General features: G+C 68.9%; 24 protein-coding genes and 1 tRNA gene. 13 read left to right on the top strand and 12 right to left on the bottom strand.

What is annotated here, in order from left to right:
• Positions 1-53 precede the first annotated feature (53 nt).
• The 10 genes from ACRAQ3_RS02775 (at position 54) to ACRAQ3_RS02730 (ending at position 10,041) form a co-directional block, all read left to right on the top strand.
• Positions 54-1,430, top strand: a complete 1,377-nt coding sequence (locus ACRAQ3_RS02775; protein WP_432255590.1) for an aspartate aminotransferase family protein — start codon at positions 54-56, stop codon at positions 1,428-1,430.
• 87 nt (positions 1,431-1,517) lie between these two features.
• Positions 1,518-1,877 carry a DsrE family protein gene (locus ACRAQ3_RS02770; protein WP_269397787.1) on the top strand — a complete coding sequence of 120 codons (360 nt, stop codon included), beginning with the start codon at positions 1,518-1,520 and terminating at the stop codon, positions 1,875-1,877.
• A gap of 117 nt (positions 1,878-1,994) precedes the next feature.
• Positions 1,995-2,777 (top strand): SDR family NAD(P)-dependent oxidoreductase, encoded by a 783-nt coding sequence (locus ACRAQ3_RS02765; RefSeq protein ID WP_269397786.1) that lies wholly within the window; start codon positions 1,995-1,997, stop codon positions 2,775-2,777.
• Positions 2,774-3,664, top strand: a complete 891-nt coding sequence (locus ACRAQ3_RS02760; RefSeq protein WP_432255589.1) for a 2-dehydro-3-deoxygalactonokinase — start codon at positions 2,774-2,776, stop codon at positions 3,662-3,664. The genes ACRAQ3_RS02765 and ACRAQ3_RS02760 overlap by 4 nt, the downstream gene beginning before the upstream one ends.
• Positions 3,661-4,266 carry a 2-dehydro-3-deoxy-6-phosphogalactonate aldolase gene (locus ACRAQ3_RS02755; protein ID WP_432255588.1) on the top strand — a complete coding sequence of 202 codons (606 nt, stop codon included), beginning with the start codon at positions 3,661-3,663 and terminating at the stop codon, positions 4,264-4,266. The genes ACRAQ3_RS02760 and ACRAQ3_RS02755 overlap by 4 nt, the downstream gene beginning before the upstream one ends.
• A complete protein-coding gene (locus ACRAQ3_RS02750) occupies positions 4,263-5,126 on the top strand; it encodes an SMP-30/gluconolactonase/LRE family protein (protein ID WP_432255587.1) in 864 nt (287 codons plus the stop codon). Before ACRAQ3_RS02755 ends, ACRAQ3_RS02750 begins: the two co-directional genes overlap by 4 nt.
• The gene (locus ACRAQ3_RS02745) at positions 5,123-6,085 is read left to right on the top strand and encodes an aldose epimerase family protein (RefSeq protein ID WP_432255586.1); all 963 of its coding nucleotides are present in this window, start codon (positions 5,123-5,125) and stop codon (positions 6,083-6,085) included. Before ACRAQ3_RS02750 ends, ACRAQ3_RS02745 begins: the two co-directional genes overlap by 4 nt.
• A 162-nt stretch (positions 6,086-6,247) precedes the next feature.
• Entirely contained in the window at positions 6,248-6,409 is a 162-nt protein-coding gene (gene hemP / locus ACRAQ3_RS02740) for a hemin uptake protein HemP (protein WP_085897212.1), read from the top strand.
• A gap of 259 nt (positions 6,410-6,668) precedes the next feature.
• Positions 6,669-7,661, top strand: coding sequence for a deoxyribose-phosphate aldolase (deoC, locus tag ACRAQ3_RS02735; protein WP_432255585.1), 993 nt, complete (start codon positions 6,669-6,671; stop codon positions 7,659-7,661).
• Between the two features lie 13 nt (positions 7,662-7,674).
• Entirely contained in the window at positions 7,675-10,041 is a 2,367-nt protein-coding gene (locus tag ACRAQ3_RS02730; protein WP_432255584.1) for an aldehyde dehydrogenase family protein, read from the top strand.
• Here the strand turns inward: ACRAQ3_RS02730 and ACRAQ3_RS02725 are convergent.
• Complete coding sequence (locus ACRAQ3_RS02725; protein WP_269397780.1) at positions 10,029-11,651, bottom strand: GTPase family protein; 1,623 nt, start codon at positions 11,649-11,651, stop codon at positions 10,029-10,031. The genes ACRAQ3_RS02730 and ACRAQ3_RS02725 overlap by 13 nt on opposite strands.
• Positions 11,648-12,676, bottom strand: coding sequence for a GTPase (locus tag ACRAQ3_RS02720; protein ID WP_432255583.1), 1,029 nt, complete (start codon positions 12,674-12,676; stop codon positions 11,648-11,650). Before ACRAQ3_RS02720 ends, ACRAQ3_RS02725 begins: the two co-directional genes overlap by 4 nt.
• Before the next feature lie 159 nt (positions 12,677-12,835).
• On the opposite strand from ACRAQ3_RS02720, the gene ACRAQ3_RS02715 reads away from it, so the two are divergent.
• A tRNA-Met gene (locus ACRAQ3_RS02715) sits at positions 12,836-12,912 on the top strand.
• Between the two features lie 200 nt (positions 12,913-13,112).
• Here ACRAQ3_RS02715 and ACRAQ3_RS02710 read toward each other — a convergent pair.
• From ACRAQ3_RS02710 to ACRAQ3_RS02675, 8 genes are all read right to left on the bottom strand, one after another.
• Positions 13,113-13,364, bottom strand: coding sequence for a DUF1289 domain-containing protein (locus ACRAQ3_RS02710; RefSeq protein WP_432255582.1), 252 nt, complete (start codon positions 13,362-13,364; stop codon positions 13,113-13,115).
• A gap of 176 nt (positions 13,365-13,540) precedes the next feature.
• Entirely contained in the window at positions 13,541-14,593 is a 1,053-nt protein-coding gene (locus tag ACRAQ3_RS02705) for an ABC transporter ATP-binding protein (protein ID WP_432255581.1), read from the bottom strand.
• On the bottom strand, positions 14,593-15,867 hold the full coding sequence (locus ACRAQ3_RS02700; protein ID WP_432255580.1) for an MGH1-like glycoside hydrolase domain-containing protein: 1,275 nt from the start codon (positions 15,865-15,867) through the stop codon (positions 14,593-14,595). The genes ACRAQ3_RS02705 and ACRAQ3_RS02700 overlap by 1 nt, the downstream gene beginning before the upstream one ends.
• Positions 15,868-15,872: 5 nt before the next feature.
• On the bottom strand, positions 15,873-17,081 hold the full coding sequence (locus tag ACRAQ3_RS02695) for a carbohydrate ABC transporter permease (protein WP_432255579.1): 1,209 nt from the start codon (positions 17,079-17,081) through the stop codon (positions 15,873-15,875).
• A complete protein-coding gene (locus tag ACRAQ3_RS02690; protein WP_432255578.1) occupies positions 17,078-18,382 on the bottom strand; it encodes an ABC transporter permease subunit in 1,305 nt (434 codons plus the stop codon). The genes ACRAQ3_RS02695 and ACRAQ3_RS02690 overlap by 4 nt, the downstream gene beginning before the upstream one ends.
• Positions 18,383-18,470: 88 nt before the next feature.
• A complete protein-coding gene (locus ACRAQ3_RS02685) occupies positions 18,471-19,817 on the bottom strand; it encodes an ABC transporter substrate-binding protein (RefSeq protein ID WP_432255577.1) in 1,347 nt (448 codons plus the stop codon).
• Positions 19,818-19,840: 23 nt separating this feature from the next.
• Positions 19,841-20,947 (bottom strand): LacI family DNA-binding transcriptional regulator, encoded by a 1,107-nt coding sequence (locus ACRAQ3_RS02680; RefSeq protein WP_432255576.1) that lies wholly within the window; start codon positions 20,945-20,947, stop codon positions 19,841-19,843.
• A 153-nt stretch (positions 20,948-21,100) separates the two neighbouring features.
• Positions 21,101-22,378 carry a glycerate kinase type-2 family protein gene (locus tag ACRAQ3_RS02675; RefSeq protein ID WP_432255575.1) on the bottom strand — a complete coding sequence of 426 codons (1,278 nt, stop codon included), beginning with the start codon at positions 22,376-22,378 and terminating at the stop codon, positions 21,101-21,103.
• 125 nt (positions 22,379-22,503) lie between these two features.
• Here ACRAQ3_RS02675 and ACRAQ3_RS02670 point away from each other — a divergent pair, with 125 nt between their 5' ends.
• Positions 22,504-23,514 carry a LacI family DNA-binding transcriptional regulator gene (locus ACRAQ3_RS02670; protein WP_432255574.1) on the top strand — a complete coding sequence of 337 codons (1,011 nt, stop codon included), beginning with the start codon at positions 22,504-22,506 and terminating at the stop codon, positions 23,512-23,514.
• Between the two features lie 19 nt (positions 23,515-23,533).
• Entirely contained in the window at positions 23,534-24,754 is a 1,221-nt protein-coding gene (locus ACRAQ3_RS02665) for an AGE family epimerase/isomerase (protein ID WP_432255573.1), read from the top strand.
• A gap of 134 nt (positions 24,755-24,888) precedes the next feature.
• On the opposite strand, the gene ACRAQ3_RS02660 is transcribed toward ACRAQ3_RS02665, so the two are convergent.
• Both ACRAQ3_RS02660 and ACRAQ3_RS02655 read right to left on the bottom strand, forming a co-directional pair.
• Positions 24,889-25,815 carry an electron transfer flavoprotein subunit alpha/FixB family protein gene (locus ACRAQ3_RS02660; RefSeq protein ID WP_432255572.1) on the bottom strand — a complete coding sequence of 309 codons (927 nt, stop codon included), beginning with the start codon at positions 25,813-25,815 and terminating at the stop codon, positions 24,889-24,891.
• The gene (locus tag ACRAQ3_RS02655) at positions 25,812-26,573 is read right to left on the bottom strand and encodes an electron transfer flavoprotein subunit beta/FixA family protein (protein WP_269398383.1); all 762 of its coding nucleotides are present in this window, start codon (positions 26,571-26,573) and stop codon (positions 25,812-25,814) included. The genes ACRAQ3_RS02660 and ACRAQ3_RS02655 overlap by 4 nt, the downstream gene beginning before the upstream one ends.
• Positions 26,574-26,799: the final 226 nt, after the last annotated feature.

The following is a 26,799-nucleotide window of genomic DNA, read 5'->3' as shown; positions in this document are numbered from 1 at the left end:
CGGCAACGCGCGCCGCGCAGAGTGGTGGCGACATCCCGACAGCGAGGCCCGCCATGGAAGACCTGATGCACAACGACCCCGCCCGCGTCATCGAGGCCGACCGGACCCATGTCTGGCACCACATGATCCAGCACCGGGCGCTGGAGACCACCGATCCGCGCATCATCGTCGAGGGGCGCGGCATGCGGGTCTGGGACATCACCGGCAAGGAGCATCTCGACGCGGTGTCCGGCGGGGTCTGGACCGTCAATGTCGGCTATGGGCGCGAAAGCATCGCCGATGCGGTACGCGAGCAACTGGTAAAGATGTGCTACTTCGCCGGCGCGCAAGGGACGGTGCCGGGCGCCCGCTTCGCCGAGGCGCTGACCGAGAAGATGCCGGGGCTGTCCCGGGTCTACTTCGCCAATTCCGGTTCGGAGGCCAACGAGAAGGCCTTCAAGATGGTGCGCCAGATCAGCCACAAGCATCACGGCGGCCGCAAGTCCAAGATCCTCTACCGCGAGCGCGACTATCACGGCACCACCATCGCCTGCCTCTCGGCCGGCGGGCAGCTGGAGCGCAACGCGCAATACGGTCCCTTCGTGCCCGAATTCGCAATGGTGCCGCATTGCCTCGAATACCGGGCCCAGGACGGGCTCGCGGGCGAGGATTACGGGGTCCGGGCCGCGGAGGCGATCGAGGAGGTGATCCTGCGCGAGGGACCCGACACGGTCGGTGCGCTCTGCCTCGAGCCGATCACCGCCGGCGGCGGCATCATCCTGCCGCCCAAGGGCTACTGGGAAAAGGTGCAGGAGATCTGTCGCAAATACGAGATCCTGCTGCATATCGACGAGGTGGTCTGCGGCATGGGCCGGACCGGCACCTGGTTCGGCTACCAACAGTTCGGGGTGCAGCCCGACATCGTGACCATGGCCAAGGGCGTGGCCTCGGGCTACGCCGCGATTTCATGCTGCGTGACCACCGAGGCCGTGTTCGAGAAGTTCAAGGACGCCTCCGACCCGATGGCGCATTTCCGTGATATCTCGACCTTCGGCGGCTGCACCTCCGGTCCGGTCGCGGCGCTGGAGAACCTGCGCATCCTCGAAGAGGAGAACCTGCTCGAGAACTCGACGCGGATGGGCGCCTACCTGCATGATGGGCTGAGGGCGCTGATGGAAAAGCACGCGTTGATCGGCGACGTGCGCGGCATGGGGCTGTTCGCCGGGGCCGAGCTGGTGGCCGACCGCGACACGCGCGAGCCGGTCTCCGAGAAGCTGGTGCAGGCCGTGGTCGCCGATTGCCTTAAGCAGGGCGTGATCATCGGGGCCACCAACCGCTCGGTGCCGGGCTTCAACAACGTGCTGCTCTTCGCGCCCGCGCTGATCGCCGGCACGTCCGAGATCGACGAGATCCTCGCGGCAGTGGATGGCGCTCTGTGCCGGGTCGCGTGACCGGCCGCGCTTGACCGGAAGGGGGCGTCGGCGGTTTCCTGAAACCCCCGCCCCCTGCCGGGGCGGGACCGATCCCGGAGAGATCCCATGCCTCGCTTTCTCGTGCATATCCACACCGGTCCCGCCGACCCCAACAAGGCGACGCTGGGCTGCCTAGTCGCGCTGACCGCCGCGCATAAGGGCCATGACGTCACGCTGTTCCTCGCCGGCGATGGGGTGCATCTGCTCGCGCCCGCGCATGCCGGGATCGAGGGCCAGGGAACGGGACGGCTGTCCGACCATCTCACGGCCCTGGCCGAGGCCGGGGCGCGATTCCGCGTCTCCGGGCTGTCGGCCAAGGCGCGCGGCTATGATGAGGAGTTGCTCGAAGGCCACCCGGCCGAGTTCGCGATGCCCGAAACGCTGATCGACCTCGCCCATGCCGCCGACACGGTACTCTGCTATTGATCCCGGTATTTGAAACCAACGTCTCATTATATGAAACAGGGATCCAGATCGCCTTGCCGACCCTTGTAACTCCGTGCGCGGCGGTGACACTCTGCCTGCGCAGCACGGGAGAGGACGATGGAGAGCGGTACAGGGTTTGAGGCGGTCCATCCGGATCTGAAGGACGCCTCGGTGTTCCTCACCGGCGGCGCCAGCGGCATCGGGGCCGCGCTGGTCGAGGCGTTCCTGCGGCAGGGTGCGCGGGTCGCCTTCTTCGACCGCGCCGATGCGAGCGCCACGGTCGAGGAGATGGAGGCCCGCACCGGCAACCGCCCGCTCTTCGTGCAGGGCGACGTGACCGACACCCCTGCCCTGATGGCCGCGATCGACACTGCCGCGACGACGCATGGCCCGGTGACCGTGCTCGTCTCCAACGCCGCCGACGACACCCGCCACGACGCGCAGGAGATGACCGAGGCCGAGTGGGACGCCTGCCTCGCGGTCAATCTCAAGCCTTACTTCTTCGCCGCGCAGAAGGTGGCGCCGATGATGGAGGCCGCGGGCGGCGGCGCGATCGTCAACATGTCCTCCGGCAGCTACCTGATGGGCGTGCCACGCCTCTCGGCCTATGTCGCCGCGAATGCCGCGATCATGGGGCTGACCCGCAGCCTCGCCCGCGAATGGGGCGGGCGCGGCATCCGCGTCAACGCCCTGGCCCCCGGCTGGGTGATGACCGAGCGGCAGAAGGCGCTCTGGGCCAGCCCCGAAGCGGTGGAGAAGCACCGCCAGCGCCAATGCCTGCCCGATCTGATGCAGCCCGAGGATATCGCGGGCGGCGTGCTGTTCCTTGCCTCGGACGCCGCGCGGATGGTGACCAGCCAGATGCTGGTGATCGACGCCGGCGTCAGCGTGACCGGATGAGCCGGCCCGATTGGATCGCACTCGACTGGGGCACCTCGCGGCTGCGTGGGTGGGCGATGCGTCGCGACGGCACGGTGATCGAGGAGCGCGGCTCCGATGCGGGAATGGGCCGCCTCGCCCCCGAGGATTTCGAGACCGCGCTGCGCGCTCTGGCCGGTGACTGGCTCGAACAGGGGCCGGTGCCGATCGTCGCCTGCGGCATGGTCGGCGCAAGGCAGGGCTGGGCCGAGGCGTCCTACGCGTCGGTCCCGTGCCCACCCCTGTCGCCGGCGTTGACCCGCGCGCCCGGCGAACTCGACGTTTCGATCATTCCCGGCCTGTCGCAGTCGGACCCCGCCGACGTGATGCGCGGTGAAGAGACCCAGATCGCGGGCTTCCTCGCGCTCAATCCCGGGTGGGACGGCGTGCTCTGCCTGCCGGGCAGCCATTCGAAATGGGCGCATCTCAGCGCCGGCGAGGTGGTGAGCTTTCGCAGCTTCCTGACCGGCGAGCTCTTCGCGGCGCTGTCCACCCATACCGTGCTGCGCCATTCGCTCTCGAATGAAGGCTGGGACGAGGCGGCCTTCGACGGGGGCGTGGCCGAGACCCTGTCGCGCCCCGAGCGGCTGGCCTCGGCGCTGTTCTCGATCCGCGCCGAGGGGCTGCTGCAGGGTCGGAGCGGCGCGGTGCAGCGGGCCCGGCTCTCGGGGCTGCTGATCGGGGCCGAGCTCGCCGCCGCGAAACCCTACTGGCTCGGCCAGCAGATCGGGGTGATCGGCGCCGGCGGCCTCGCGGGGCTCTATGTCCGCGCGCTGGCCGCGCAGGGCGCGCCCGCGACGCAGGCCAACGGCACCGCCGCGACGCTGGCGGGCCTCACCGCCGCCTGGAAGCAAAGGACCACCGCATGACCCGACCGCTGATCGCGATCCTGCGCGGCATCACCCCTGAGGATGCCGTTTCCGTCGCCGAGGCGCTGATCGCCGAAGGCATCACGGTGATCGAGGTGCCGCTGAACTCGCCGCGCCCCTTCGACAGCATCCGCGCCATGGCCAGCGCCTGCGCGGGCCGCGCCACGATCGGCGCGGGCACGGTGCTTACCACCGCGCAGGTCGCCGAGTTGAAGGCGGCAGGCGGCAATCTCGTGGTCTCCCCCAACATGGACCCGGAGGTGATTCACGCCACCGTCGCGGCCGGCATGGAAAGCTGGCCCGGCGTGATGACCCCGACCGAGGGCTTCGCGGCGCTCTCCGCCGGGGCCACCGGTCTCAAGCTGTTCCCGGCGAGCCTGATCGGGCCCGACGGGCTCAAGGCGATGCGCGCGGTATTCCCCCCGGAGGCGCCGATCTACGCCGTGGGCGGCGCCGGGGCGTCGAACTTCCGCGACTGGATCGCCGCCGGAGCCGACGGGTTCGGTCTGGGCACCGCGCTCTACACGCCGGGCCTTGCGGTGGAGGAGGTCGGGCGCCGCGCCCGCGAAATCGTCGCGGCCTTCGACGAGGCCGTGGCATGAGTGCGCGCGCCGCCTTCGAGGTCTTCGACGACACCTCTTGTGTGCTGGGCGAGGGCGCGCTGTGGCATCCGGAACGCGGAGAGCTCTTCTGGTTCGACATTCTCGGTCGCCGCCTGCACATGCCGGGTCGGCACTGGGCCTTCGAGGACATGCCCTCCTGCGCCGGCTGGGTCGATCGCGACACGCTGCTCGTCGCCACCAACAAGGCGCTGCTGACATTCGACATCGAGACCGGGCGGAGCGAGCGGGTCTGCGATTTCGACAGCGACAACCCTGTCACCCGCTCCAATGACGGCCGCGCCGATCCGCATGGCGGCTTCTACGTCTCGACCATGGGCATCGACGCCGAGACCAATGCCGGCGCGCTCTACCGCTACTATCGCGGCGAGCTGCGGCAGGTCCGTTCCGGCATGACCATCCCCAATGCGATCTGCTTTCCACCCGAGGGCGGGTATCTCCACTATTCGGACACGCCGACCGGGATGATCATGCGCCAGCGGACCGATGGGAATGGCTGGCCCGTGGGCGAGGCCGAGGTCTTCGTCGATTGCAAGCGCGCGGGCCACAACCCCGACGGCGCGGTGGTCGACGCCGAAGGGACGCTGTGGAACGCGCAATGGGGATCCGCCCGGGTCGCGGGCTACGACCGCGACGGGCGCGAGGTGGCGGTCCATCCCTGCCCCACCGCGCCGCAGGTCACCTGCCCCGCCTTCGGCGGCGACGACATGCGGACGATGTACCTCACCTCGGCCACGGCGGGGCTGTCCGAGGCCGAGATCGCCGACGGCCCGGATTCGGGCCGTACCTTCCAGGTCCGGGCCGAGGCACCGGGGCAGAAAGAGCACCGGGTGATCCTGTGACCCCCTTCGCCACCGACGCGCAGGGCCGCGCGGTGCACCGCCTGTCGCTTTCGGGAGCGGGGCTCTCGGTCGATCTGCTGACGCGCGGCTCGATCCTGCACGCGGTTCGGCTCGACGGGCTCGAGCGCAACCTGACGATCGGCTCGGACGATCTCGCGGCCTATGACGGGGCGATGAAATACTTCGGGGCCATCATCGGTCCCGTCGCCAACCGCATCGCCGGTGCCCGTGCCACGATCGACGGGGCGGAATACCGCTTTACCGCCAATCATCACCGCGCCTTGCTGCATTCGGGACGCCATGGCACGCAGTTCAAGATCTGGGAGGTGATCGAGGAAACCGCCGACACCGCGACGCTCGCGGTCGATCTACCCGACGGCGCGGACGGATTTCCCGGCAACCGCAGGATCAGCGCCCGCTGGTCGCTGCGCGCCCCCGCCACCTTGCGGCTCGAACTCGAGGCCACGACCGACGAGCCGACGCTGATGAACCCGGTCAATCACAGCTACTGGAACCTTGCCGGCACCCCGACGATCGAAGGGCAGTTGCTGCGCGTCGCGGCCGGGCACTGGCTGCCCACGGACGCGGAATCGCTGCCCACAGGCGAAATCGCCCCCACCCCCGGAAGCAGCCATGATTTCCGGGCGCCGCGCGCGATCACGCCGGGCGCGCCGCCGCTCGACCACAATTTCTGCCTGTCGCACGAGGATGCCGAGTTGCGGGAGATCATGGAGATGATCGGCGGTGGCGTCACGATGCGCATCGCCACCACGGCGCCGGGGCTTCAGGTCTATGACGGGCGCGACGCCGACCGCGCCGGGCTCGCACCTTATGCAGGGCTCGCCATCGAAGCGCAGCGCTGGCCCGATGCGCCGCATCACCCTGCCTTTCCGACCTTCCGGATCACGCCGGGGGCCGGATTCCGGCAACTCACGGAATGGCGTTTCTTGGCCGATTGACACCCGCCGGGGATGGTAAAACCGGCGGCCCGCCGACAGATACACGCGTGCGATTGACAAACCAGATTATTTTAATCAACTTAATGGCAACCGCATGCCAGCCCCTCGGGCAAGCCGCGCCCCTGTGTTCGACCTGTGCTCGAGGAGTTCGACATGACGCCGATGACCACCCTTCCCTACCCGGTGCGCGCCGAAGACGCCGACCTGCCCGTTCACGACGCGCGCGCCCTGACCGGCGACGGCATCCGTGCCCGTATCCTGCTGGACGGCCAGAGCTATACGCTGCGCATCACCCGCGCGGGCAAGCTGATCCTGACCAAGTGATACGCCCGTCACGCATCGTCAGGCTTTCTGATTGAGCCGCATATAGTGACAGGGGGCCCAGAACATCTGGCACTCGCACCGGAAGGACAGCATACTTGGCCGGACCGGAGTGCCCGTGCGGCGTTGAGCGGTAAGGTCGTGGGGTGGGCAAATGCCCGCGCCGGCCTGACCTTTCGACAGGTGCCGTCGCGACGCCCTAGGCAGATCACCGTTATCTGTTAGACATTCCGGGTCCACCTTCATGGCCGGAGCCCGACCGATGACCACAGCCGCGCTGCCAGACCAGCCCGAGAGCCTCACGAACCAAGCCCGCAACCTCGGAACAAAGCTCGACCCGGCGATGTTCGAAGGCCGCGCCCTCAACCGCTCGGCGGCGGAACGGCGCGCCGCGACCCTGACCACCCGCCGCTCGGTCAAGAAGACCCATCAGGCCGCCTGGCTGGTCAACGCGATCCGCTGCATCGACCTGACCACGCTGGCGGGCGATGACACCGAGGGCCGTGTGCAGCGGCTTTGCGCCAAGGCGCGCCAGCCGCTCGCGCCGCGCATCATGGAAGGGCTCGGCATCGCCGACATGGGCCTGACCACCGGCGCGGTGTGCGTCTATCCGACCATGGTGCCGCATGCCGTGAAGGCGCTGCGCGGCACCGGCATCCCCGTGGCCTCGGTCGCCACCGGCTTTCCCGCCGGGCTGATGCCGCTGCATTTGCGGCTCGAGGAAATCCGCTGGACCGTCGATCAGGGTGCGCATGAGATCGACATCGTCATCACCCGCGAGCACGTGCTCAAACGCGACTGGGCCGCGCTCTACGACGAGGTGGCGGCGATGCGCGAAGCCTGCGGCGACGCGCATCTCAAGGCGATCCTCGCCACCGGCGACATCGCGACGCTGCGCAACGTCTACGCGGCCTCGATGGTGGCGATGCAGGCGGGGGCCGACTTCATCAAGACCTCGACCGGCAAGGAGGGCATCAACGCCACCCTGCCCGTGTCGCTGACCATGGTGCGCGCCCTGCGCGACTACGGCGACGCCACCGGCCACCGGGTCGGCTTCAAGCCCGCAGGCGGCATGAAATCCGCGAAGGACGCGCTCGCCTGGCAGTACCTGATGAAGGAAGAGCTCGGGAACGACTGGCTCCAGCCCGACCTGTTCCGGCTCGGCGCCTCGTCGATGCTGGGCGATATCGAGCGCCAGTTGGAGCACCACGTCACCGGGCGCTACGCCGCCGCCCACCGTCATTCGCTGGCCTGAGGGAGAGCGCGTCATGAACACGATCACGGACATTCTCGCGACCATGGATTACGGCAAGGCCCCCGAGGACAGCGCCATCGTGCGCGATTGGCTCAAGAAGCACGAGGCCGGTTTCGGCCATTTCATCGACGGCGCCTTCACCGCGCCCGGCGAGACCTTCGACGTCCTGTCCCCCGCCTTGAACGAGCTTCTGGGCCGGGTCACGCAGGGCACCGAGGATGATGTCGACACCGCCGTCAAGGCCGCCCGCGCGGCCCAGCCCGGCTGGGCGGCGCTGCCCGGCCACGAGCGGGCCAAGTATCTCTACGCCATCGCCCGCCACGTGCAGCAGCACGCGCGCTTCCTCGCCGTGCTCGAGAGCCTCGACAACGGCAAGCCGATCCGCGAGAGCCGCGACGCCGACGTGCCGCTGGTGGCGCGCCACTTCTACCACCATGCCGGCTGGGCCGAGATCATGGAGGACGAGCTTCCGGGCACCGCGCCGCATGGCGTCTGCGGCCAGATCATCCCTTGGAACTTCCCGCTGCTGATGCTGGCGTGGAAGGTCGCGCCCGCGCTGGCCGCCGGCAACACCGTGGTGCTCAAGCCCGCCGAGTACACCCCGCTCACCGCGCTGGCCTTCGCCGAGATCGCGGCCGAGGTCGGCCTGCCCAAGGGCGTGCTCAACATCGTCACCGGCGACGGCCGCACCGGTGCCGCGATCGTCGCGCATGAGGGCCTCGACAAGATCGCCTTCACCGGATCGACCGAAGTCGGCCGCCGCATCCGTCGCGAAACCGCCGGTTCGGCCAAGTCGCTGACGCTGGAACTGGGCGGCAAGTCGCCCTTCGTGGTCTTCGCCGATGCCGATCTGGATGCCGCGGTCGAGGGCGTCGTGGACGCGATCTGGTTCAACGCGGGCCAGGTCTGCTGTGCCGGCGCGCGGGTGCTGGTGGCCGAGAGCGTCGCCAAGCGCTTCGAGGAACTGCTCGAGAAGCGGATGCGCCAGCTGCGCGTCGGCGACCCGCTCGACAAGAACACCGACATGGGCGCGATCGTCCACCCGGTGCAGCTCGAGCGGATTCGCGGCCTCGTCGCACAGGGCGTGGCCGAGGGCGCGGAGCTGGTGCAGGGCAGCGCCCCCGAGGGCTGCTTCTTCCCGCCGACCATTGCCATGAAGGTCGAGCCCGCCTCGACGCTGGCGACCGAGGAGATCTTTGGCCCGGTCGCGACCGTGACCACGTTCCGCACGCCAGAGGACGCGGTGGCGCTGGCCAACAACACCCGCTACGGCCTCGCCGCCTCGATCTGGTCCGAGAACGTGAACCTCTGCCTCGACATCGCGGCGCAGGTGAAGGCGGGCGTGGTCTGGATCAACTGCACCAACGTCTTCGACGCGGGCGCGGGCTTCGGCGGCTACCGCGAAAGCGGCTTCGGCCGCGAGGGCGGGCGCGAGGGCATGATGGCCTACCTCACCCATCCCAAGCCGAAGGCACGCAAGCCCGAAGCCGTGCCATCGGCTCCGGTGGGCCAGCCCGGCGAGGCGCTGCCCGGCGCCGGCGCGCGGATCGACCGCACCGCCAAGTTCTATATCGGCGGCAAGCAGGCACGGCCCGACTCGGGCTACTCCTACCCCGTGCAGGGCGCGAGCGGACCCGTGGGCCTCGCGGGCCTCGGCAATCGCAAGGACATCCGCAACGCGGTCGAGGCGGCGCACAAGGCCAAGGGCTGGGGCAAGGCGACGGGCCACAACCGCGCGCAGGTGCTCTACTACGTGGCCGAGAACCTCTCGGCGCGGGCGGGTGAGTTCGCCGAACGCCTGACCTCGTTCGGCGCCTCGAAGACGGCGGCGCAGGCCGAGGTCGAGACCGCGATCCGCCGCACCTTCTGGTACGCGGCGCAGGCCGACAAGTTCGACGGCGCGGTGCACCAGACCAAGAGCGCGCATGTCACGCTCGCCATGCACGAGCCGCTGGGCGTGATGGGCATCGCCTGCCCGACCGCGCAGCCGCTTCTGGGCTTCGTCAGCCTCGTGCTGCCGGCGATCGCCATGGGCAACGCGGTGGTCGCGATCCCGTCGCAGACCCACCCGCTGGCCGCGACCGATCTGTATCAAGTGTTCGACACCTCGGACCTGCCGGGCGGCGTGGTCAACATCGTTGCTGGCGAGCGCGACGCGCTGGCCAAGACCCTCGCGGAGCACGACGACGTGGCGGGCATCTGGTATTTCGGCACCGGAGCCGGTGGCCGGATGATCGAGGAAGCCTCGGCAGGCAACCTCAAGCAGTCCTGGGTCGAGGACGGGGCGGCACGCGACTGGACCGGTCGCGATGGCCAAGGCCGCGGCTTCCTTCACCGCGCCACGCAGATCAAGAACATCTGGGTGCCCTACGGCGAGTGATCCTCCGGGGGTTCCGGCTTCCTGTCTCCACGCCCGGCCTCAGGCCGGGCGTTTTCGTTTCCGCCCATGCGACCCAGAAGCTTGCCGCCGATCAGCTTTGCCCCCTGCCACAGCCCCCGGCCCGACCGCGCGATCTGGGTGTCGCCCGCGCGGGCATGGCGCGCCGCCGCCAGCCGGAGTCGGTTGCGCTGCACCAAGAGACCTTCGCTCACCGCGCCTGACAGCGCGCTGCGCACCGCGTCGAGATTCCAGTCGGGCTCCACCGCGCTGACCGCCCGTGGCCGCAGGCCGCCCAGATCCTCGGCGATGGCATCCATCGCCGCGCCGATGCGCTCTCGGACCTCGCCAGGCATCTGATGCTCGGGATAGGGCCAGCCGGAGGCCAGCCGATCGACCGCCGTCGCCACCGGCAGGAGCGGCGGCCGGCGCCGGTCGGGATGCTCCTCGAACCAGTTCTCGAAAGCTTCGAGCAGCGCCTTGTCCGCGGCCCGGCCAGGCCGGTTGGCGCGCAGCACCCACAGCACGATGTCGCTTTGCGTCATCTCGTCGAGCAGCCGCCGCTGCCGCGCCGCGCCACCATCGATCCCTTGGGTGTCGAGCAGCAGGCAGTCGGTGCCGTCGATGGCCGCCTCGTAAGCCACCACCCCGTCGGTCGTCGCCGCCATGTCGGTCTCGGTCCGGTCCTCGCCCAGAAGCGCGTTGATCAGCGTCGACTTGCCGGCGCTGACCTGTCCCAGCACCAACACCCGCAGCGGCGCGTCGGGCTGTGCCAGCCGGGCCCGGTCGGCGCGGGTCTCGTCGAGCTGGAACTGCAACAGTTCGGCGTCCGAGAAACGCAGCCGTCCGGAATAGAGCTCGACCGCGGCATGCGCCACCTCCTCCAGCAGCACCGCCTGCAGCACGCCCATCATCTGCGTGCCCAGATAGGCGGTGTTGCCCCCCGCCATCAGCCATTCCACCTCGCGCATCACGCCTTTCGCGGGATTGAGCGCGAAGCGCAGCACCCGGTGACCGGCGAAGGCCGCTTCCATGGCAAGCTGCGCCCGGCCGCGATGTTTCCAGATCCAGTGGATCGTGTGCAGCGAGATCCGGTCCGAGAAGGGCACGTGGCGGCGCAGGTGGTCACGGTAGCGCGACGCCGCCCGCTCGGTCAGCAAAAGCGCCTCGGGCAGCGTGAAATCGAGCGCCTTGCGATCCTCCTGCCCCATGCCCTTGGCGATGTCGTCGATCACCGACAGCGCCAGATCGGGAAGCTCGGTCCAGGCTACGGGCTCTGCCGTCTCGCGCTCGATGCGCCGGCGCGCGGCGCGGAAGGTCTCGCGCTCGGTCTCGGTCCAGACCGGGTCGGATTCGACCTTCATCTCATCCATCAGCACCGATGGCGCCCGGCCGCCGCCGGGACGGCGCCGGGCGAACCAGCGCATCGCGAAGGCCAGCGCTGCGACGCCGATGGACACGCCCAGATAGGGCAGCAGCCAGTCATGCTCGGTCAGCCACAGGAAGCCCAGCAGGAACGGTACCAGGAAGGGCAGCGCCAGCGACACCGCGATCAGCAACCGGTCCCAGCGCAGCAGCGCGCCGCGCAGCCGGGCCAAGGGGCGCGGCTTCACCGCCGCTCCGCCCGGCGCAGCGCCTCGCGGTAGAGCGCGCGCAACTCGGCCTCCGGCACCGGTGCCCCGGCCGCCGCCCCCGCAAGCCATCGATGCGCGGCCCGGCCCAGCGCGTAGGTCGCGGCAAAGCTCGCGGCACCTGCCGCCGCCGCGCCCAACGTCTGGCCCGCGACCGGCACCAGCTTGGCCGCCTGACGTATCGCGTAGCCCGCGCCGTAGCGCAGCGCTACGCCGAGCCCCAGCGCGGCGGCGAATTCGGCGGCGCGGGCGCGGCTCCAGTCGACCCGGTGATACCGCGCCAGCGCCCGCAGCATCGCCGCCTGCACCCCCGGCACTGCGGCGATGCCGACGACGGGCGCCAGATCCGCCGCCGCTGCCGCCCCGGCATATCGCAACACCTCGCCGCGCACCGCCTCGAAGCCATCGCCAACTTGTTCGTCGCCCCCGAGCAGCAGCGCCACCTCCGGCATGGTCTCGCCCAGAAGGTCGCACAGCGCTTCGAGACCGCGCGTCTCGCCCGGGGCCAAGGACATCTCCAGCGAGGGCAATGGGCCTCCCGCGGCGCGTTCGAGCCGGGCCTGCATGGCGGCGCGCGCCCGAAACCGGGACTGGTCGTCGGGCAGTTCGGCCGCGGCCGTGTGCAGCACGATGACCCGAATGCCGGGCTGGCGTCGCCGCACCTCGCGTAGCGCCGCTTCGAGATCCGCCTGTGCCGGATCGTCGAGCCGCGCCATGGCGAGGATGGCATGGCTGCGCGCCTCGCATTGCGCCAGATCCTCCGCTGCGTCGTAGCCCGCCTCGCCCAGCCCGCGCGTGTCGAGAAACCGCATCAACGGCCGGTTCTGGGGAAAGTCGAACATGACGGCGCTGCGGGTGCAGGGCGCGAATCCCGAGCCCAGCTCGATTTCATCGAGCCCGGTGAGCGCCCGCACCAGCGATGATTTCCCAGCCCCGGTCTTCCCCAGGAGCCAGACCACCGGCGCTGGTGCGTCGTCACGAATGGTATCGGCGGTAGGGTCTTGCATCGAGCGAATGGCCTTTCGGCGGGATCAGGAGGCAACACTGAAGCACGGCCGCCCTGCCCTCACAACTCGCCGCCGCGCGCCTCGGTTCGCGCCCGCGATTTTTCCGCCGTTTTCGACTTGACGCCCCCGCCCCGCTGTCATACTTCCGGCCTCGCTTCAGGCGGAGTAGCTCAGTTGGTTAGAGCAGCGGAATCATAATCCGCGTGTCGGGGGTTCAAGTCCCTCCTCCGCTACCAAGCACCCCCATTCTCTTCCGGGTCGTTGGTGAGAGCGCTTCGACGCTCTGAAGTTCCGATCTAGACGCATCGTTCGTCGTCGACGAGACTTCGATTACGGGTCTTATCGGTCAAAAAGTCATTTGAAAGCCGCGGACCTGCCTCGGCCGAGGCACCGCCGCGATCGGACAGGAATGGCGCGCCCTCGTTCCGGTGCCCGATCAGGTCAGGGCGGGGGGCGGTGCCACGCCCTTCTTCGCGCATTTCTTGAGATAGGCCGGTGTCCAGTGCCGGTACTTGCCCAGATCTTTCTGCTGGTGGATCAGCATCGTGAGAAAACCCTCACGATGCTCGGGGCGCTTCAGCGTCTTGAACATCTTCTTCTGCGCCTTGGTCATCGAGCAACCGATGCAATGGCCTTCGCGGCGGAACTTGCAGACATCGATGCAGGGGGATGGCAGCTTCTTCGCCATGAATTCTCCGCTCGGGCAGGGTGCGGCCTGCGCACCCCTGAGCGAGATAGAAGCCCCGCCTTTCCGGGGAAAGACGGGGTGAGGAAATTTCCGGGAGGCTGCGCGGCTTTCCGCGAAATTGCCCCGCCACAAGCCGATCGAACCAGGATGCCCTCCCGCCGGGCAACGCGGGCAGGTCAGGACACGGCCGCGCCCTGCGCATCGAAGAAATGCATCCGTTCCGTGTCGAAACCCAGCCCCACGCGCTGGCCCGGCTTCAGGTCCGAGCCGCCGATCACCCGCAGGGTGATCTTGCCCAGCGCGTCGCCGCAATCGACGATCACATAGGTGTCCGCACCGAGATATTCGAGCAGGTCCACCGTACCGTCGCAGGCCCCCTGCCCCTCGGGTAGCAGCGCGATATGCTCGGGCCGAATCCCGAGCGTCACCGCCTCGCCGGTGCCCGCATAGGCGCCGCCGCGGCCGCCTTCGATCTGCCATTCGCCGCGCGAAGTGCGGCAGGGCAGCACGTTCATCTTGGGGCTACCGATGAACTGCGCCACGAAGAGATTGGCGGGGTGCTCGTAGAGTTCCTTCGGCGTGCCGACCTGTGCGATGCGGCCCGCCTCGAGCACCACGATCCGGTCCGCGAGCGTCATCGCCTCGATCTGGTCGTGGGTGACGTAGATCATCGTCGATTTCAGCGTCTGGTGCAGCTTGGCGATCTCGTAGCGCATCTCCACGCGCAGCGCCGCGTCGAGGTTCGACAGCGGCTCGTCGAACAGGAAGGCGGTCGGATCGCGCACGATCGAGCGGCCGATCGCCACGCGCTGTCGCTGCCCGCCGGACAGGTCGCGGGGCCTGCGGTCGAGATACTCCTCAAGCCTGAGTACCCGGGCCGCCTCGGCCACCTGGGCCTGCCGCTCCGCGGGTTTCACGCCTGCGGCCTTGAGCGAAAATCCCATGTTCTCGGCCACCGACATGTGCGGGTAGAGCGCGTAGGACTGGAACACCATGGCGAGGCCGCGCTTCGACGGCGGCTCGGCGGTGGCGTCGCGCCCGCCCACCATGATCTGCCCGCGCGAGGTGCCCTCGAGCCCGGCAATCATCCGCAGCAGCGTCGATTTTCCGCAGCCCGACGGCCCGACGAAGATGACGAACTCGCCCTCCTCGATGGCGAGGTCCACGCCCTTGATGACCTGGACGTTGCCGAACCATTTCTCGACGCCCCTGAGCTCGATGGATGACATCACGCACCTCCTTTCGCGTCAGCGGCCGTTCCCGCCCAGGTGAGCCAGATCGCCGCCGTCCAGGTGAAGGCATCGCCGCCGCAAGGCGTGCCGTCCATGGGATCGAAATACTCGAAGAAACCGTGTTCGGAGATCAGCTCCGCCGTTTCGCGGCGCAGCCGCTCGGCGGCCGCATGGTGGCCCCGGTCCTTCAGCCCGATCGCCATCAGCGCATTGACCACCGGCCAGGAGGGGCCGCGCCAGTAGCGGCGCGGATCGAACTCTGCCGAGGCCGGGTCGGCCGAGGGAAAGCCGTAGCGAACGGCGTCCCACAGCTCGGTCATGCGCGCGTCCAGTTCCGGGTCCTCGCCCCCCGCCAGATAGGCGAGGAAGGCGGCCGAACCGATCCGGTTCGCGAAGCGGCCCGTCTTCAGATCGCGCGCGTCATAGCCGCGCGTTTCGGGGTTCCAGATCGAGGGCACGGCGGCGCGCAGATCGGCGGCCCAGCCCTCGATCTCGCTCACGTCGTGGCCCAATGTCCGGCCCATGGCGGCGAGGTCGTCATGCGCGCGCAGCAGGATGAAGGTGATGCCCGGATCGGCCATCAGGAACGGGCCGTTCTTCACGATCTCGCCCTGGTCCCAGCCGCAGTCGCGGCCGAACTGCACCATGGCGATGTAGCGGTCGTAATCCGCCTTTCCCGGGCGCATCGACGGGTCGACGTGACCGGTGTCGCGGCGGGTGTATTCGCCGACATTCGAGCCGTCGACATTGCTCATGCCGATGTCCCAGTCAGGACAGTTGTCGCGCCCGGATTCCCACGGATGGGTGATCGCGACCACGCCCGAGCCGCAGCGGTAGTCGCGCCACCAGCGATGCCAGGCCAGCATCTTCGGATAGAGCGCGGCGATTCGCTCACGCCCCGCCTCGGGGTCCGTGTCGAGGATCAGGCGGGCCATGGTCGCGGCCACGGGCGGCTGGCTGATGCCGGAGGTGGCGGGCGACTTGCCCGTGCCCCAGACGTCGGGGCCGGGAAAGTAGCCCGGATCGGGCTTGTGGAAGATGATGTGCGGCACCATGCCGTCCTCCCACTGGGCCGAGAACAGCGTGTCGAGCTCGGTCCAGGCCCGGTCGAGGTCGAAGGTCGAGAAGCCCCAGGCGGCGAAGGCGCTGTCCCAGTTCCACTGGTAGGGATAGAGCCCGTCGGTCGGCACGGTGTAGCCGCCACGGTCGTTGCCCGTAAGGATCGCGCGAGCCTGTTCGTCGAGGGCGGGCGAAATGCGGGGAGTGGTCATGGAAGTCATCCTTTGACGGAGCCTGCGGTGAGGCCTTTGGTCATGAAGCGTTCGAGCCCGAGGAACAGCGCCATGATCGGCACGGTGGCGATCACGGAGCCCGCCATCAGGTGCTGGCGCGGGATCTCGGAGGAGTTGAGCGCGGCGATGCCGCGGGTGAGCGTGAATTTCGACGGGTCGTCGAGCAGCATGAAGGCCAGCAGGAACTCGTTCCACGCGATCATGAAGACGTAGAGCGAGACGGAGGCCAGTGCCGGCATCGACAGCGGCAGGGTGATCTGCCAGATCACCTTGAGCCGCGACAGCCCGTCCATCAAGCCGGCCTCCTCGATCTCGGCCGGCAGCCCGCGGAAATAGCCCTGCAGCATGTAGAGCGCGACCGGGATCGTGGTGACCGGGTAGATCAGGACGATGCCGAAGATCGAGTTCCGCAAGCCCAGCATCGAGAAGGCGATGTAGATCGGCAGCGCCAGAACGATCATCGGCACCATGTAGATCAGCAGGATCGAGCGCGAGATCGCCGCCCGGCCCGCGAAGCGCAGCCGCGCCACCGCGTAGGCGCCGGGAATGGCGAAGATCAGCGTAATGATCACGGTGAGCACCGAGACCAGGAACGAGGTCCACAGGTAGCTGCCGAAGTTGAACTGGCCGAACAGCTCGGCATAGCTGCGAAACAGCCCCCAGCCCTTGGACAGGTCGATCGAGAAGTCGAGCGGGTTCTGGATCAGCTCGGACTGGTTCTTCAGCGAGGTCATCACCATCACGTAGAAGGGGATGGCGACGATGGCGGTGAAGAAGATGTAGCCAAAGCCGGTGAGGAAGCGGATCACCGCGGCCTCGAATTCGTGCCGGGTGAGCGGACCGGGACGGCAGCCCTGCATCATCGAAGCGATCGGCCAGCCGGTGGCGGCCCCGGCGACGCCGCCCGCCAGTAGCGCGGTCCAGAGCGTGACGTCCGGCCCGGTGACCACCGCCGCAACCGGCGTGACGGCGAGGAGCGCGCCGAGGATGAGGCCCACCGGCCCGGCCAGCCGCGGCATGGCCACGGCCAGCGCGCCCAAGCCCGCCCCGAGAAGCCCCGCGCCGACGCCACCGGGACGGTAGGCGCCGCCCGTGGCGAAGGAAAAGACGACGGCGGTGGTGGTGGCGATGACCAGTGCCCAGAGAAGGCCCAAGAGCGGCCCGGCGACGTATCCGTGACGGAACATGCTCATAGCCCCTCCTCCTGGCTGATGAAGCGGAAGAACAGGAAGCTGAACACCAAGAGGCAGGCGAAGATGACCACGGCCACGGCCGCCCCGGCGCCGATGTTGGAGACGGCGAAGGCCTGTTCGTAGACGTTGACGGTGAGGGTGCGGGTGCCTGCGTTGCCCCCGGTGAGCAGGAAGATGTCGTCGAACTTGTTGAAGGTCCAGATGAAGCGCAGCAGGAACAGCACCGACAGGATACCGAGGAGCTGCGGCATCGACAGGTACCAGAATTGCTGGAACGGGCTGGCGCCATCCATGTCGGCGGCCTCGTACATGTCGGTGTCGATCGACTGCATCCGGGCGAGGATGAAGAGGAACGAGAGCGGGAAGTAGCGCCAGACCTCGAACAGGATCACCATGATCAACGCGAGCGGCCGCTGGCCGAAGAAGTTGATCGCCTCGTTGGTCACGCCCATCTGGATCAAGAGCGCGTTGGCCGAGCCCGAGAACGGGTCGAACAGGATGATCCAGGTGAAGGCAACCGCGATCACGGGGGCCACGTAGGGAAAGAGATAGAGGCCGCGCAGCACCCCCTGCCCCCGGAACGACTTGTCCAGCAGCAGCGCCGCGAAGAGGCCGAAGACCAACGCCCCGATCGTGCCGAAGACGGTGTAGACCAGCGTCACCCAGAGCACGCTCCAGAACTCGGCACCGTCGAAGATGCGGGCGAAGTTCTCGAAGGTGAAATTGCCGGAGGTCAGCACGTTGGAGGCGCGCCCGGTGAGCCCCGGCGGGCTGTCGGGCAGCTCCATCCCGGCATCGGCGAAGGCCTGCCCGATGGTGACGGGGATCTCGATGGTCTCGCGGTGGCCGCCCTCGAAATCGCCGAGGTCGCAGGTCATTTCCAGACCGTCGAGCGCGCAACGCGGATCGATCTCGCCGATCTCCAGCCCCTCGGGCAGCGTGTCGGTCAGCACCACGCCCGAGATCACCTGGTCCTGGCTCGAATTGCGCAGACGGTAGCGCAGCGTGGCCTCGTCGCCGACCGCCTCGGGGCGGCCGCGCAGATCCTCGCTGACCACCGGGACCGGTGGCCGCAGATCGGCGAGCCCCACGGGCTTCACGCTGATCCAGAAGATCGCGATGAGCGGCAGCACCACCACGAGGGTCACGGCGGCGACGGTGGGCAGCAGGAGCCCCCAGGCCAGCCGCGCCTCACGGCGTTCCAGCGGGTTGCGGCCCTTGGGCGGTTTCGGCGCGGGGCGGCTCGTCTCGGCGCTCTGGCCGAGCGGCACTGTCCCACTTCGTGGGGTCTGGGCGGTCATGGTCCGGTCCTCGCGGATGGCGGATGAATAATGGGGAATGGGGGGCGGCCCCGCGCGGGGAGGAACGCGCAGGGCCGCCCGGCCACGATCACTGGATCGCGGCCAGCTCGTCGTTCATGGCCTGAACGGCGGCCGGGGCTTCGATCTGCCCGTCGATGTACTGGCGCACGATGCGGTTGATGGCCTGAGAGTTGATCATCTTGGAGGCCAGCGCCAGCTGCCCCTCCTCGACGCCCCAGCGCTTGGCCACGTCGAGCCCGCCGACGATCTCGTCGATCATCGCCTGATCGTAGAGTTCGGACATCGGCTTCTTGCGGTCGACGCCCATCGGCAGGGCGGCCCAGGCTTCCGAGAACTCTTCCGGGTTCTCGGCGGTGCCGCGCCGCACCGGGAACTTGCCCTCGGGCGCGATCGACAGCGTCTTGGTGTAGCCCTCGTTCATCGAGAACTCGACGAATTCCATCGCCGCGTCGGTCGAGGCGTCGTTGGTGATGCCGAAGTAGCGGATATCGGCCCAGGCCGCGCCCTCGGGGTTAGAGGGGCCCGAGAAGTTGGTGACGATGCCGGTCATGGAGGCCAACTCCGGCGATGTCGGATCGTCGTTGATCGTGGGCGGGTTGCTGTCGCGCAGCCCGGCAAGCTCGTCGAGGATGAAGGGCGACCAGATGATCATCGCCGCGTTGCCCGAGAAGTAGAGCGAGCGCGACTGGTCCCAGTAAAGCTCGCCCGGAGGGCTGGCCTCGGCGATGGCCTTGTAGAACTCCAGAACCTCGACGGTCTTCTGCTCGTCGAGCGGCTGCGCGCCCTCGGGCCCGACCGGCGAGACGCCATTGGCGAGGAAGACGTGCTCGAGCACCTGGCTCATGAAGTTCTCGTCGACCTTGGTGGCGGCGACGAAGCCGTACATCTCGGGCGGGTTGTGCAGCGCCTCGATCGCCGCGCGCACCGCGTCGAAGGAGGTCGGCGCTTCGAGACCGGCCTCTTCGAAGAGGTCCTTGCGGTAGATGATCATCTGGGTCCAGCCATCGACCGGTACGCTGGCATAGCCACCGCCCTCCAGCGCCGCCATCTCGAGCGCGCCGGGCGCGAAGGTATCCTCGCCGAGGTTCTCGATCACGTCGGTCGCGGCATCGATGTCGAGGATGCCCGCCTCGGCCCAGGGCAGCGCGTATTGCAGCGTGTGATAGATCACGTCCGGCAGGTCGCCCGCCGCATAGGCGGCGGTGGCGCGGGTGCCCAGATCGCTCTCGGTGACCGGGATAACCTCGACCGAGTGGCCCGAGGCCGCCTCGAACTCGGCCGCCAGCTCCTGCTGCGCGGCAAGCCGCTCGGGCTGCTCCTCGGTGGTCCAGAAGCGCAGCTCCTCGGCCTGTGCGGCCCCGGCGCCCAGCGCGATCAGCGCCGCGCCGGTCATCAGGCGGGTCCTGTGGGTCATGATGTCTCCTCCCTTGGTGAAAATCATGTGGTTGCGGTGGCAAGGCGCTTCGACAGCGCCTCGGAACTCAGCCGGGGCGGACCGGCAGAGCCGCGATCCGCGAAGGCGGCGCGGGCGGTCTCCCGCAGTGTTTCTGGGGCGGCGCCCCGGATGCGGGCGATCAGCAGCTCCGCGAGCCGCTGCCCCGCCGCGCGCGTGTCGACCGTGAAGGAAGACAGCGGCGGCTCCACATGGGCGCCGTCCGGCACGCCGTCATAGCTTATGACCGAGACGTCGCGGCCCACAGCGAGGCCGAGACCGGCGCAGGCGCGGTAGAGCCCCAGCGCCGCGTGATCGACCGCGAAGGCCACCGCCGTGGGCGGTTCCGCAAGCGCCAAAAGCGCTAGGGTCTCGCGCGTGCCGTCGGCGGTGTTGAGCGCGCCGCCACGGATCAACGCCGAATCCTCCGGCAACCCCGCCTGGGCCAGACCTTCGCGGTAACCCTGTAGCCGCAGACGGCTGTAATTATAGGCGGTGCCGCCATTGACGAAGGCGATGCGACGGTGGCCGAGACCGGCAAGATGCAGCACCGCGTCGCGCATCGCCTCCTCGCCAAGCATGTCGAACCAGGCGCAGCCCTCGGGATCGGCGGTGCGGCCGAACATCACGAAGGGCACGTCGCGGGCACGCAGCAGCGCCACGCGGGCGTCATGCGACAGGGTTCGCGGCAGGATGAAGCCATCTGCTTTGCGGTCCTCGACCAGCTGCTCCATGGTGCGGACCGCGTCGGCCTCGCTGTCGGCCGTGGCCACGGTGAGGGTCCAGCCCTCGGCGCTCGCCGCCACGGAAATGCCGGCGAGGAAATCCGCCAGGAAAGGGCGCTGGGCGTCGTGGTCGCCGATCTGCACCACGAGACCGAGCGCCCGCACCCGCCCGGTCCGGATCGCCTGCGCGTGGCTGAGCGGCCGATAACCCATGGTTTCGGCGCCCCGGCGCACCCTGAGACGGGTTCGCTCGGAGATGTCGGGATAGCCGTTCAGCGCACGGCTCACCGTGCTCTTGCTGAGCCCCAAAGCCGCCGACAGCGCGGTGATCGTCACCCGCCCCGGCTGCGCCCTGCCCTCCTCGCGATCGTGGATTGCCTTGGTCACTTCGAATCTCCCTTGATTCGAAGCTCGTTTCCGAAACCGGTTTCGGCAATTGGTATTTCGTTAAAGCAACGGATTTTCGATGCTGCAGCGCCGCATCGGAAAGCTGGCAGTCCGCGCCGCCAGCCTTCGCTCTCTCAGAGAGACCTTCGCCACTCAGCTCCGCGGGAGGATGAGTAATGCCCTGAAATCATTGACATTGGTCAGGGTCGGTCCGGTCACGACCTGCTCCTCGACGCGGGCGAAGAATCCATGGGCGTCGTTCTCCGCGAGCGCCGTCTCCGCAGCCTCCCGCCCCGCCTTGGCCAGCGTGTCCGGCCCGGCACAGGCCCCGGCCACCTCGTCCGAGCCGTCGACCCCATCCGTGTCGCAGGCCAGCACGTGGATCCGTGGATCCCCCTCCAGCGCGATCGCGGCGGCCAGCGCGAACTCGGCATTCGGACCGCCGCGCCCCTTGCCACGACGGGTTACCGTGCATTCACCGCCCGATAGGAGCAGCACAGGTATGTCGCCCGGCGCCATCGCCTCCGCGATCTCGCGCGCCATGCGGGCCTGCTCCCGCGCCAGATCGCGCGCCTCCCCCTCCAAGGCGTCGCCCAGCATCCGGACCTCGCAGCCCGCCTGCCGGGCAAGCGTCGCGGCCGCTTCAAGCGATTGCGACGGCGCCGCTACGATCCGGGTCTCGGCCCGGGTCAGCCGGGGATCGCCGGGACGTACCGGATCGAGCCCCGCCGCCAATGCCGCGCGGGCCGAAGCCGGTACCGCGATGTTCCAGCGCTCGATGATCTTCAGCGCCTGTTCGGGCGTGCTGGTGTCGGCCACGGTGGGCCCGGAAGCGATCTCCGACGGATCATCGCCGGGCACGTCCGAAATCACCAATGTCAGGAGCCGCGCAGGAGCGCAGGCCGCGCCGAGCCGACCGCCCTTCACGCGGCTCAGCTGCTTGCGCACCACGTTCATCGCCGAGATCGGCGCGCCAGAGGACAAAAGCGCCTCGTTCACCGCCTGCTTGTCCTCCAGCTTCATCCCTTCGGGCGGCGCGCAAAGCAGCGCCGAGCCGCCTCCCGAGATCAGCGCCAGCACGTGATCCTCGGGCCCCAGCCCCGCCACCATGTCGAGCAACCGCGCCGTCGCCTCGAGCCCGGCCCGGTCCGGCACCGGATGCGCCGCCTCGACGATCTCGATGCCTTGGCAGGGCCGCGCATAGCCGTAGCGCGTCAGCACCAGCCCCTCGCAAGGGCCATAGACCGCCTCCACAGCTTCGGCCATGCGGGCGCTGGCCTTGCCCGCCCCGATCACCAGCAGACGTCCCTCGGGGCGCGGCGGCAGGTGATCGGCCATCACCTCCATCGGATCGGCCCGCGCGACGGCGGCGCGGAAGAGCGTCTCCAGAAAACCGCGCGGGTCGGCGGTTGGCTGCGGAACGGATGTCATGCGGTTTCCTCCTCGCCGACAGGACTGGTCGCGCCGCCGCTTCGGCAGACAGGCGTTGCGCGGCCAAGGTATAACGTTGTATCTGATGTCTGGAAAGCACTTGCTGCCTTGGCGGAACGGAGACCATGGCACACAGACCCAAGCTCAGCACCGTCGCCGCGGCGGCCGGCGTCTCGACCGCGACGGTCAGTCAGGTGCTGCGCGGCACGGGACGGATCTCGGCCCAGACGCGTGATCGGGTGCTCGCGGCGGCGCGGCAGGTGAACTACCTGCCCGACGGCCGGGCCGCGGCGCTGCGCTCCGGCGAGAACCGCGAGATCGGTCTAGTGCTGCACCACCTCGCCAACCCGTTCAACGCGGAGGTCGTCAGCGGCGTGAGCGACCGGCTGGAGCGGGCGGGGCATCTCGTCTCGGTGCTCGATTCCCGCGACGATGCGGAGCGTGAGGGACGCAATCTGCGCGCCCTGATCGCCAGCATGCGCGGTGGTCTGATCTGGGTACCGGCAAGCGGCACCGACCCCGCCACGCTCGACCTCCTCATGGCACAGCGCCTGCCGGTGGTCACCTTCCTGCACCGCGTGGCCGAAGGTTTCGACCATGTCGGGCTGCGCAACGCGGCGGCGCTCGGTCGCGCGGTCGACCACCTCGCGGAACTCGGCCATCGCCGCATCGCCTTTCTCGGCGGCACCACGCCTCGCGCCCCGCGCGCCGAGCGGATCGCAGGCTATGCGGCAGCCCTCGCCGCGCATGGCCTTGGCGCGCCGCTGGTCTTCCCTTGCGAAGACAGCAAGCCCGGCGGCCTCTCCGCCATGCTGACGCTGCGCGAGACCCATCCGGAGGTGACGGCCGTGGTCTGCAACGGGGACATGGTGGCGCTCGGCGCCTGCCTCGGCTTGGGCCGGCGCGGCGAAACACCGGGGCGGGAGGTCTCGGTGATCGGTTTCGACGACGTCGCCGACGCCGCGCTGGCCACGCCGGCGCTGACCACCCTTTCGATCGCCCCCTACACCCTTGGCCAGCACTTGGCCGAGCGGCTTCTTGCACGATTGTCAGACCGCGCCGCCGCCCCCGTTCATCAGAAACTCGATGCCTCACTGATCCTGCGTGACACCACCGCACCGCCCCTGCCTCGATAACCACTCCGGAGACGCCTTCATGACCGTTGCCACCCGCTGGACCGACCGGCCCGACCACCGCCATTGGCTTGCGCGGGAGGCGGACGACCTGCTGCGCCTGTTCGAGGCCGAGAGCATCGATCCCAAGGGCGGGTTCTTCCCGCTTGACGCGCAGGGCCGGGCGATCCGCGATGAGGGCTTGCGCGAGATCCATGTCACCACCCGCATGGTGCATTGCTATGCCATCGCCGCGTTGATGGGTCGCCCCGGTGCAATGGCGATCGTCGAACACGGCATGCGCTTCCTGCGCGAACGGCACCGCCAGTCAAACAGTGGCTATGCCTGGGGCGTCACGGCGCGGGACGTGCCCGATCCGCGCCTGACGGGTTACGGCCACGCCTTCGTCCTCCTCGCCGCCGCGAGCGCCAAGCTGGCCGGACACCAGGACGCGCAGGCCATGCTCGACGACGTCACGACCGTGATCCGCGAACGGTTCTGGGAGGAGGAGCATGGTGCGATCCGCGAGGGCTTCGACGCCGATTGGCGGGAAACCGAACCCTATCGTGGCCAGAACTGCAACATGCACCTGACCGAGGCGCTGATGGCCGCCTTCGAGGCCACCGGCGATGCGTGCCACCTCGAGATGGCCGAGCGGATTGCCGACCTCATCGTCAATCGACGCGCCCGCGAGAATGGCTGGCGGCTGGCCGAGCACTTCCACGCCGATTGGAGCCTTGACCGCGACTATGACGGCGATCCGATGTTCCGCCCTGCCGGGCTGACACCGGGCCACTCGCTCGAATGGGCGCGGCTTCTGGTTCAGCTCTACGAGACCGGTGGCCGCAGGCTCGCCTGGGCCCCTGATGCGGCGCGTGCCCTGTTCGAACGCGCCGTTGTGGATGGCTGGGACACGGAGAAGGGTGGGCTCTACTACACTCTTGGCTGGGACGACCGCCCCGCCATCGACGAACGCTACTGGTGGCCGATCTGCGAGGGCATCGGCGCGGCCCATGCGCTGTCCGAACTCGACGGCGATCCCCTTTACGAGGACTGGTACCGTCGCTTCTGGGATTTCGCGGCGCTGCATCTGATCGACCGCGAGAATGGCGGCTGGCACCCGCAAATCGACGCCCAGGGTCAGCCGTCATCCGACCCGTTCTTCGGCAAGCCCGACCTGTATCACGCGCTGCAGGCCTGCCTGATCCCGCTCGGCACCATGACCGGGAGCCTTGCCGCGCAGAAGGCCGCGGAGGCGGCCTGAGCGCTTGCGGCTTTTGGGCTGGCGGCGGGGCTGGGGGCTGGCGGCGGGGTTTGCGTATTTGTGGAACAAAGTGGCCGGCGGGCGGGCCCGGCGCGGAGAAGGCGCGCCGGGCCCCTTGGTCGGGGGGGCGAGGCTCAGAGCTTCTCGGTGAGCTCGGGCAGCGCGGTGAACAGGTCGGCGACGAGGCCGTAATCGGCGACCTGGAAGATCGGCGCCTCCTCGTCCTTGTTGATCGCCACGATCACCTTCGAATCCTTCATCCCCGCGAGATGCTGGATCGCGCCCGAGATGCCGACCGCGACGTAGAGCGCGGGCGCCACCACCTTGCCGGTCTGACCGACCTGCCAGTCGTTCGGCGCGAAGCCCGAATCCACCGCGGCGCGCGACGCGCCGACGGCGGCGCCGAGCTTGTCGGCCAGCGTCTCGATCAGCGCGAAGTTCTCCTGCGAGCCGACGCCGCGGCCGCCCGACACCACGATGCCGGCGGAGGTGAGCTCGGGCCGGTCGCTCTCGGCCAGCTTGTCCTCGACCCAGGAGGACAGGCCCGGATCGGCGGCCGGCGCCACGTCCTCGACCGGGGCCGACCCACCGTCGGCCGCCGGCTCGAAGCCGGTGGTGCGGATGGTGATGACCTTGGTGGCGTCGCGCGACTTCACCGTCTGCACCGCGTTGCCGGCATAGACCGGGCGGTCGAACGAGCCGTCGCCATGCAGCGCCAGCACGTCGGGGATGATCATCACGTCCAAGAGCGCCGCGACCCGCGGCATGATGTTCTTGGCGTCCGTGGTGGCGGGCGCGGCGACCACCTCGTGGCCCTCCGCGAGCTGCGCCACCAGCGCCGCGACCGGCTCGGCCAGCCGGTGCGAATAGAGCGCATCCTCGGCGCAGAGCACCCGGGCCACGCCCTCGATCGAGGCGGCGGCCTGCGCCGCGTCCTTGGCCTTGGCGCCGACGCACAGGAGCGTCACCTCGCCCAGAGCCTGCACCGCCGAAACGGCGCGGGCGGTGGCGTCACGGTTCAGTTCGCCGTCCGTGACCTCGGCCAGAAGCAGAACGCTCATCCCACGACCCCCAGATCCTTGAGTTTCTCGACCAGCTCATCGACCGAGCCGACCATCATCCCCGCCTTGCGCGCCGGCGGCTCGGCGGTCTTCACCACCTCGAGCCGCGGGCTGACATCGACGCCGAAATCCGCCGCCGTCTTCTCGTCGAGCGGCTTCTTCTTGGCCTTCATGATGTTGGGCAGCGAGGCGTAGCGTGGCTCGTTCAGCCGCAGGTCCACCGAGACGATCGCCGGCAGCTTCACCGAGATCGTCTGCAACCCGCCATCGACCTCGCGCGTCACCTGCGCCTCTTCGCCCTCGATCTTCACCTCGGAGGCGAAGGTGGCCTGGGACCAGCCCAAGAGCGCCGACAGCATCTGGCCGGTGGCGTTCATGTCGTTGTCGATCGCCTGCTTGCCGCAGAGCACCAGCTGGGGCTGCTCCTCCTCGACCAGCTTGGCGAGGATCTTCGCCACCGCCAGCGGCTCGATGTCCTGGTCGGGGGCCTCGGCCGCGACCACCAGGATCGCCCGGTCCGCGCCCATCGCCAGCGCCGTCCGGAGCGTCTCCTGCGCCTGCTTCACGCCGATCGACACCGCCACCACCTCGGTGGCCACGCCCGCCTCCTTCAGACGGATCGCCTCCTCGACCGCGATCTCGTCGAACGGGTTCATCGACATCTTCACGTTCGCCAGGTCGACCCCCGTGCCGTCCGACTTCACACGGACCTTCACGTTGTAGTCGATCACCCGCTTCACGGGGACTAGGATCTTCATCTCCACCCACTCCTTTCGAACTTTCGCGGAATTGGTAGCGCGGCATTTGCACGGGCAACAGGGTCAAACCGACCATTCGGCAAAGGGCTACGTCGCGTTACGCGCACGTCAACGGCCCGCGGGCGCGCCGCGGGCCGGGTCATGCATCCATAGGATGGAAAGGGCGGATACGATCGCCCTCGCGTGCCTACTTGCCCTTGGGCTTGGGTTTTTCGGCGTGGCTGCC

The organism is Limimaricola sp. AA108-03, from assembly GCF_050847355.1.
Taxonomy (GTDB): Bacteria; Pseudomonadota; Alphaproteobacteria; order Rhodobacterales; family Rhodobacteraceae; genus Limimaricola.
This window is presented reverse-complemented; position numbering and strand designations above follow the sequence as displayed.

Excerpts from the sequence above, each read along its gene's own strand:
- ACRAQ3_RS02775 (WP_432255590.1), top strand. The coding sequence starts at position 54 with ATGGAAGACCTGATGCACAACGACCCCGCCCGCGTCATCGAGGCCGAC.
- ACRAQ3_RS02770 (WP_269397787.1), top strand. The coding sequence starts at position 1,518 with ATGCCTCGCTTTCTCGTGCATATCCACACCGGTCCCGCCGACCCCAAC.
- ACRAQ3_RS02765 (WP_269397786.1), top strand. The coding sequence starts at position 1,995 with ATGGAGAGCGGTACAGGGTTTGAGGCGGTCCATCCGGATCTGAAGGAC.
- ACRAQ3_RS02760 (WP_432255589.1), top strand. The coding sequence starts at position 2,774 with ATGAGCCGGCCCGATTGGATCGCACTCGACTGGGGCACCTCGCGGCTG.
- ACRAQ3_RS02755 (WP_432255588.1), top strand. The coding sequence starts at position 3,661 with ATGACCCGACCGCTGATCGCGATCCTGCGCGGCATCACCCCTGAGGAT.
- ACRAQ3_RS02750 (WP_432255587.1), top strand. The coding sequence starts at position 4,263 with ATGAGTGCGCGCGCCGCCTTCGAGGTCTTCGACGACACCTCTTGTGTG.
- hemP (WP_085897212.1), top strand. The coding sequence starts at position 6,248 with ATGACCACCCTTCCCTACCCGGTGCGCGCCGAAGACGCCGACCTGCCC.
- deoC (WP_432255585.1), top strand. The coding sequence starts at position 6,669 with ATGACCACAGCCGCGCTGCCAGACCAGCCCGAGAGCCTCACGAACCAA.
- ACRAQ3_RS02730 (WP_432255584.1), top strand. The coding sequence starts at position 7,675 with ATGAACACGATCACGGACATTCTCGCGACCATGGATTACGGCAAGGCC.
- ACRAQ3_RS02720 (WP_432255583.1), bottom strand. The coding sequence starts at position 12,676 with ATGCAAGACCCTACCGCCGATACCATTCGTGACGACGCACCAGCGCCG.
- ACRAQ3_RS02710 (WP_432255582.1), bottom strand. The coding sequence starts at position 13,364 with ATGGCGAAGAAGCTGCCATCCCCCTGCATCGATGTCTGCAAGTTCCGC.
- ACRAQ3_RS02705 (WP_432255581.1), bottom strand. The coding sequence starts at position 14,593 with ATGTCATCCATCGAGCTCAGGGGCGTCGAGAAATGGTTCGGCAACGTC.
- ACRAQ3_RS02700 (WP_432255580.1), bottom strand. The coding sequence starts at position 15,867 with ATGACCACTCCCCGCATTTCGCCCGCCCTCGACGAACAGGCTCGCGCG.
- ACRAQ3_RS02695 (WP_432255579.1), bottom strand. The coding sequence starts at position 17,081 with ATGAGCATGTTCCGTCACGGATACGTCGCCGGGCCGCTCTTGGGCCTT.
- ACRAQ3_RS02690 (WP_432255578.1), bottom strand. The coding sequence starts at position 18,382 with ATGACCGCCCAGACCCCACGAAGTGGGACAGTGCCGCTCGGCCAGAGC.
- ACRAQ3_RS02685 (WP_432255577.1), bottom strand. The coding sequence starts at position 19,817 with ATGACCCACAGGACCCGCCTGATGACCGGCGCGGCGCTGATCGCGCTG.
- ACRAQ3_RS02675 (WP_432255575.1), bottom strand. The coding sequence starts at position 22,378 with ATGACATCCGTTCCGCAGCCAACCGCCGACCCGCGCGGTTTTCTGGAG.
- ACRAQ3_RS02670 (WP_432255574.1), top strand. The coding sequence starts at position 22,504 with ATGGCACACAGACCCAAGCTCAGCACCGTCGCCGCGGCGGCCGGCGTC.
- ACRAQ3_RS02665 (WP_432255573.1), top strand. The coding sequence starts at position 23,534 with ATGACCGTTGCCACCCGCTGGACCGACCGGCCCGACCACCGCCATTGG.
- ACRAQ3_RS02660 (WP_432255572.1), bottom strand. The coding sequence starts at position 25,815 with ATGAGCGTTCTGCTTCTGGCCGAGGTCACGGACGGCGAACTGAACCGT.
- ACRAQ3_RS02655 (WP_269398383.1), bottom strand. The coding sequence starts at position 26,573 with ATGAAGATCCTAGTCCCCGTGAAGCGGGTGATCGACTACAACGTGAAG.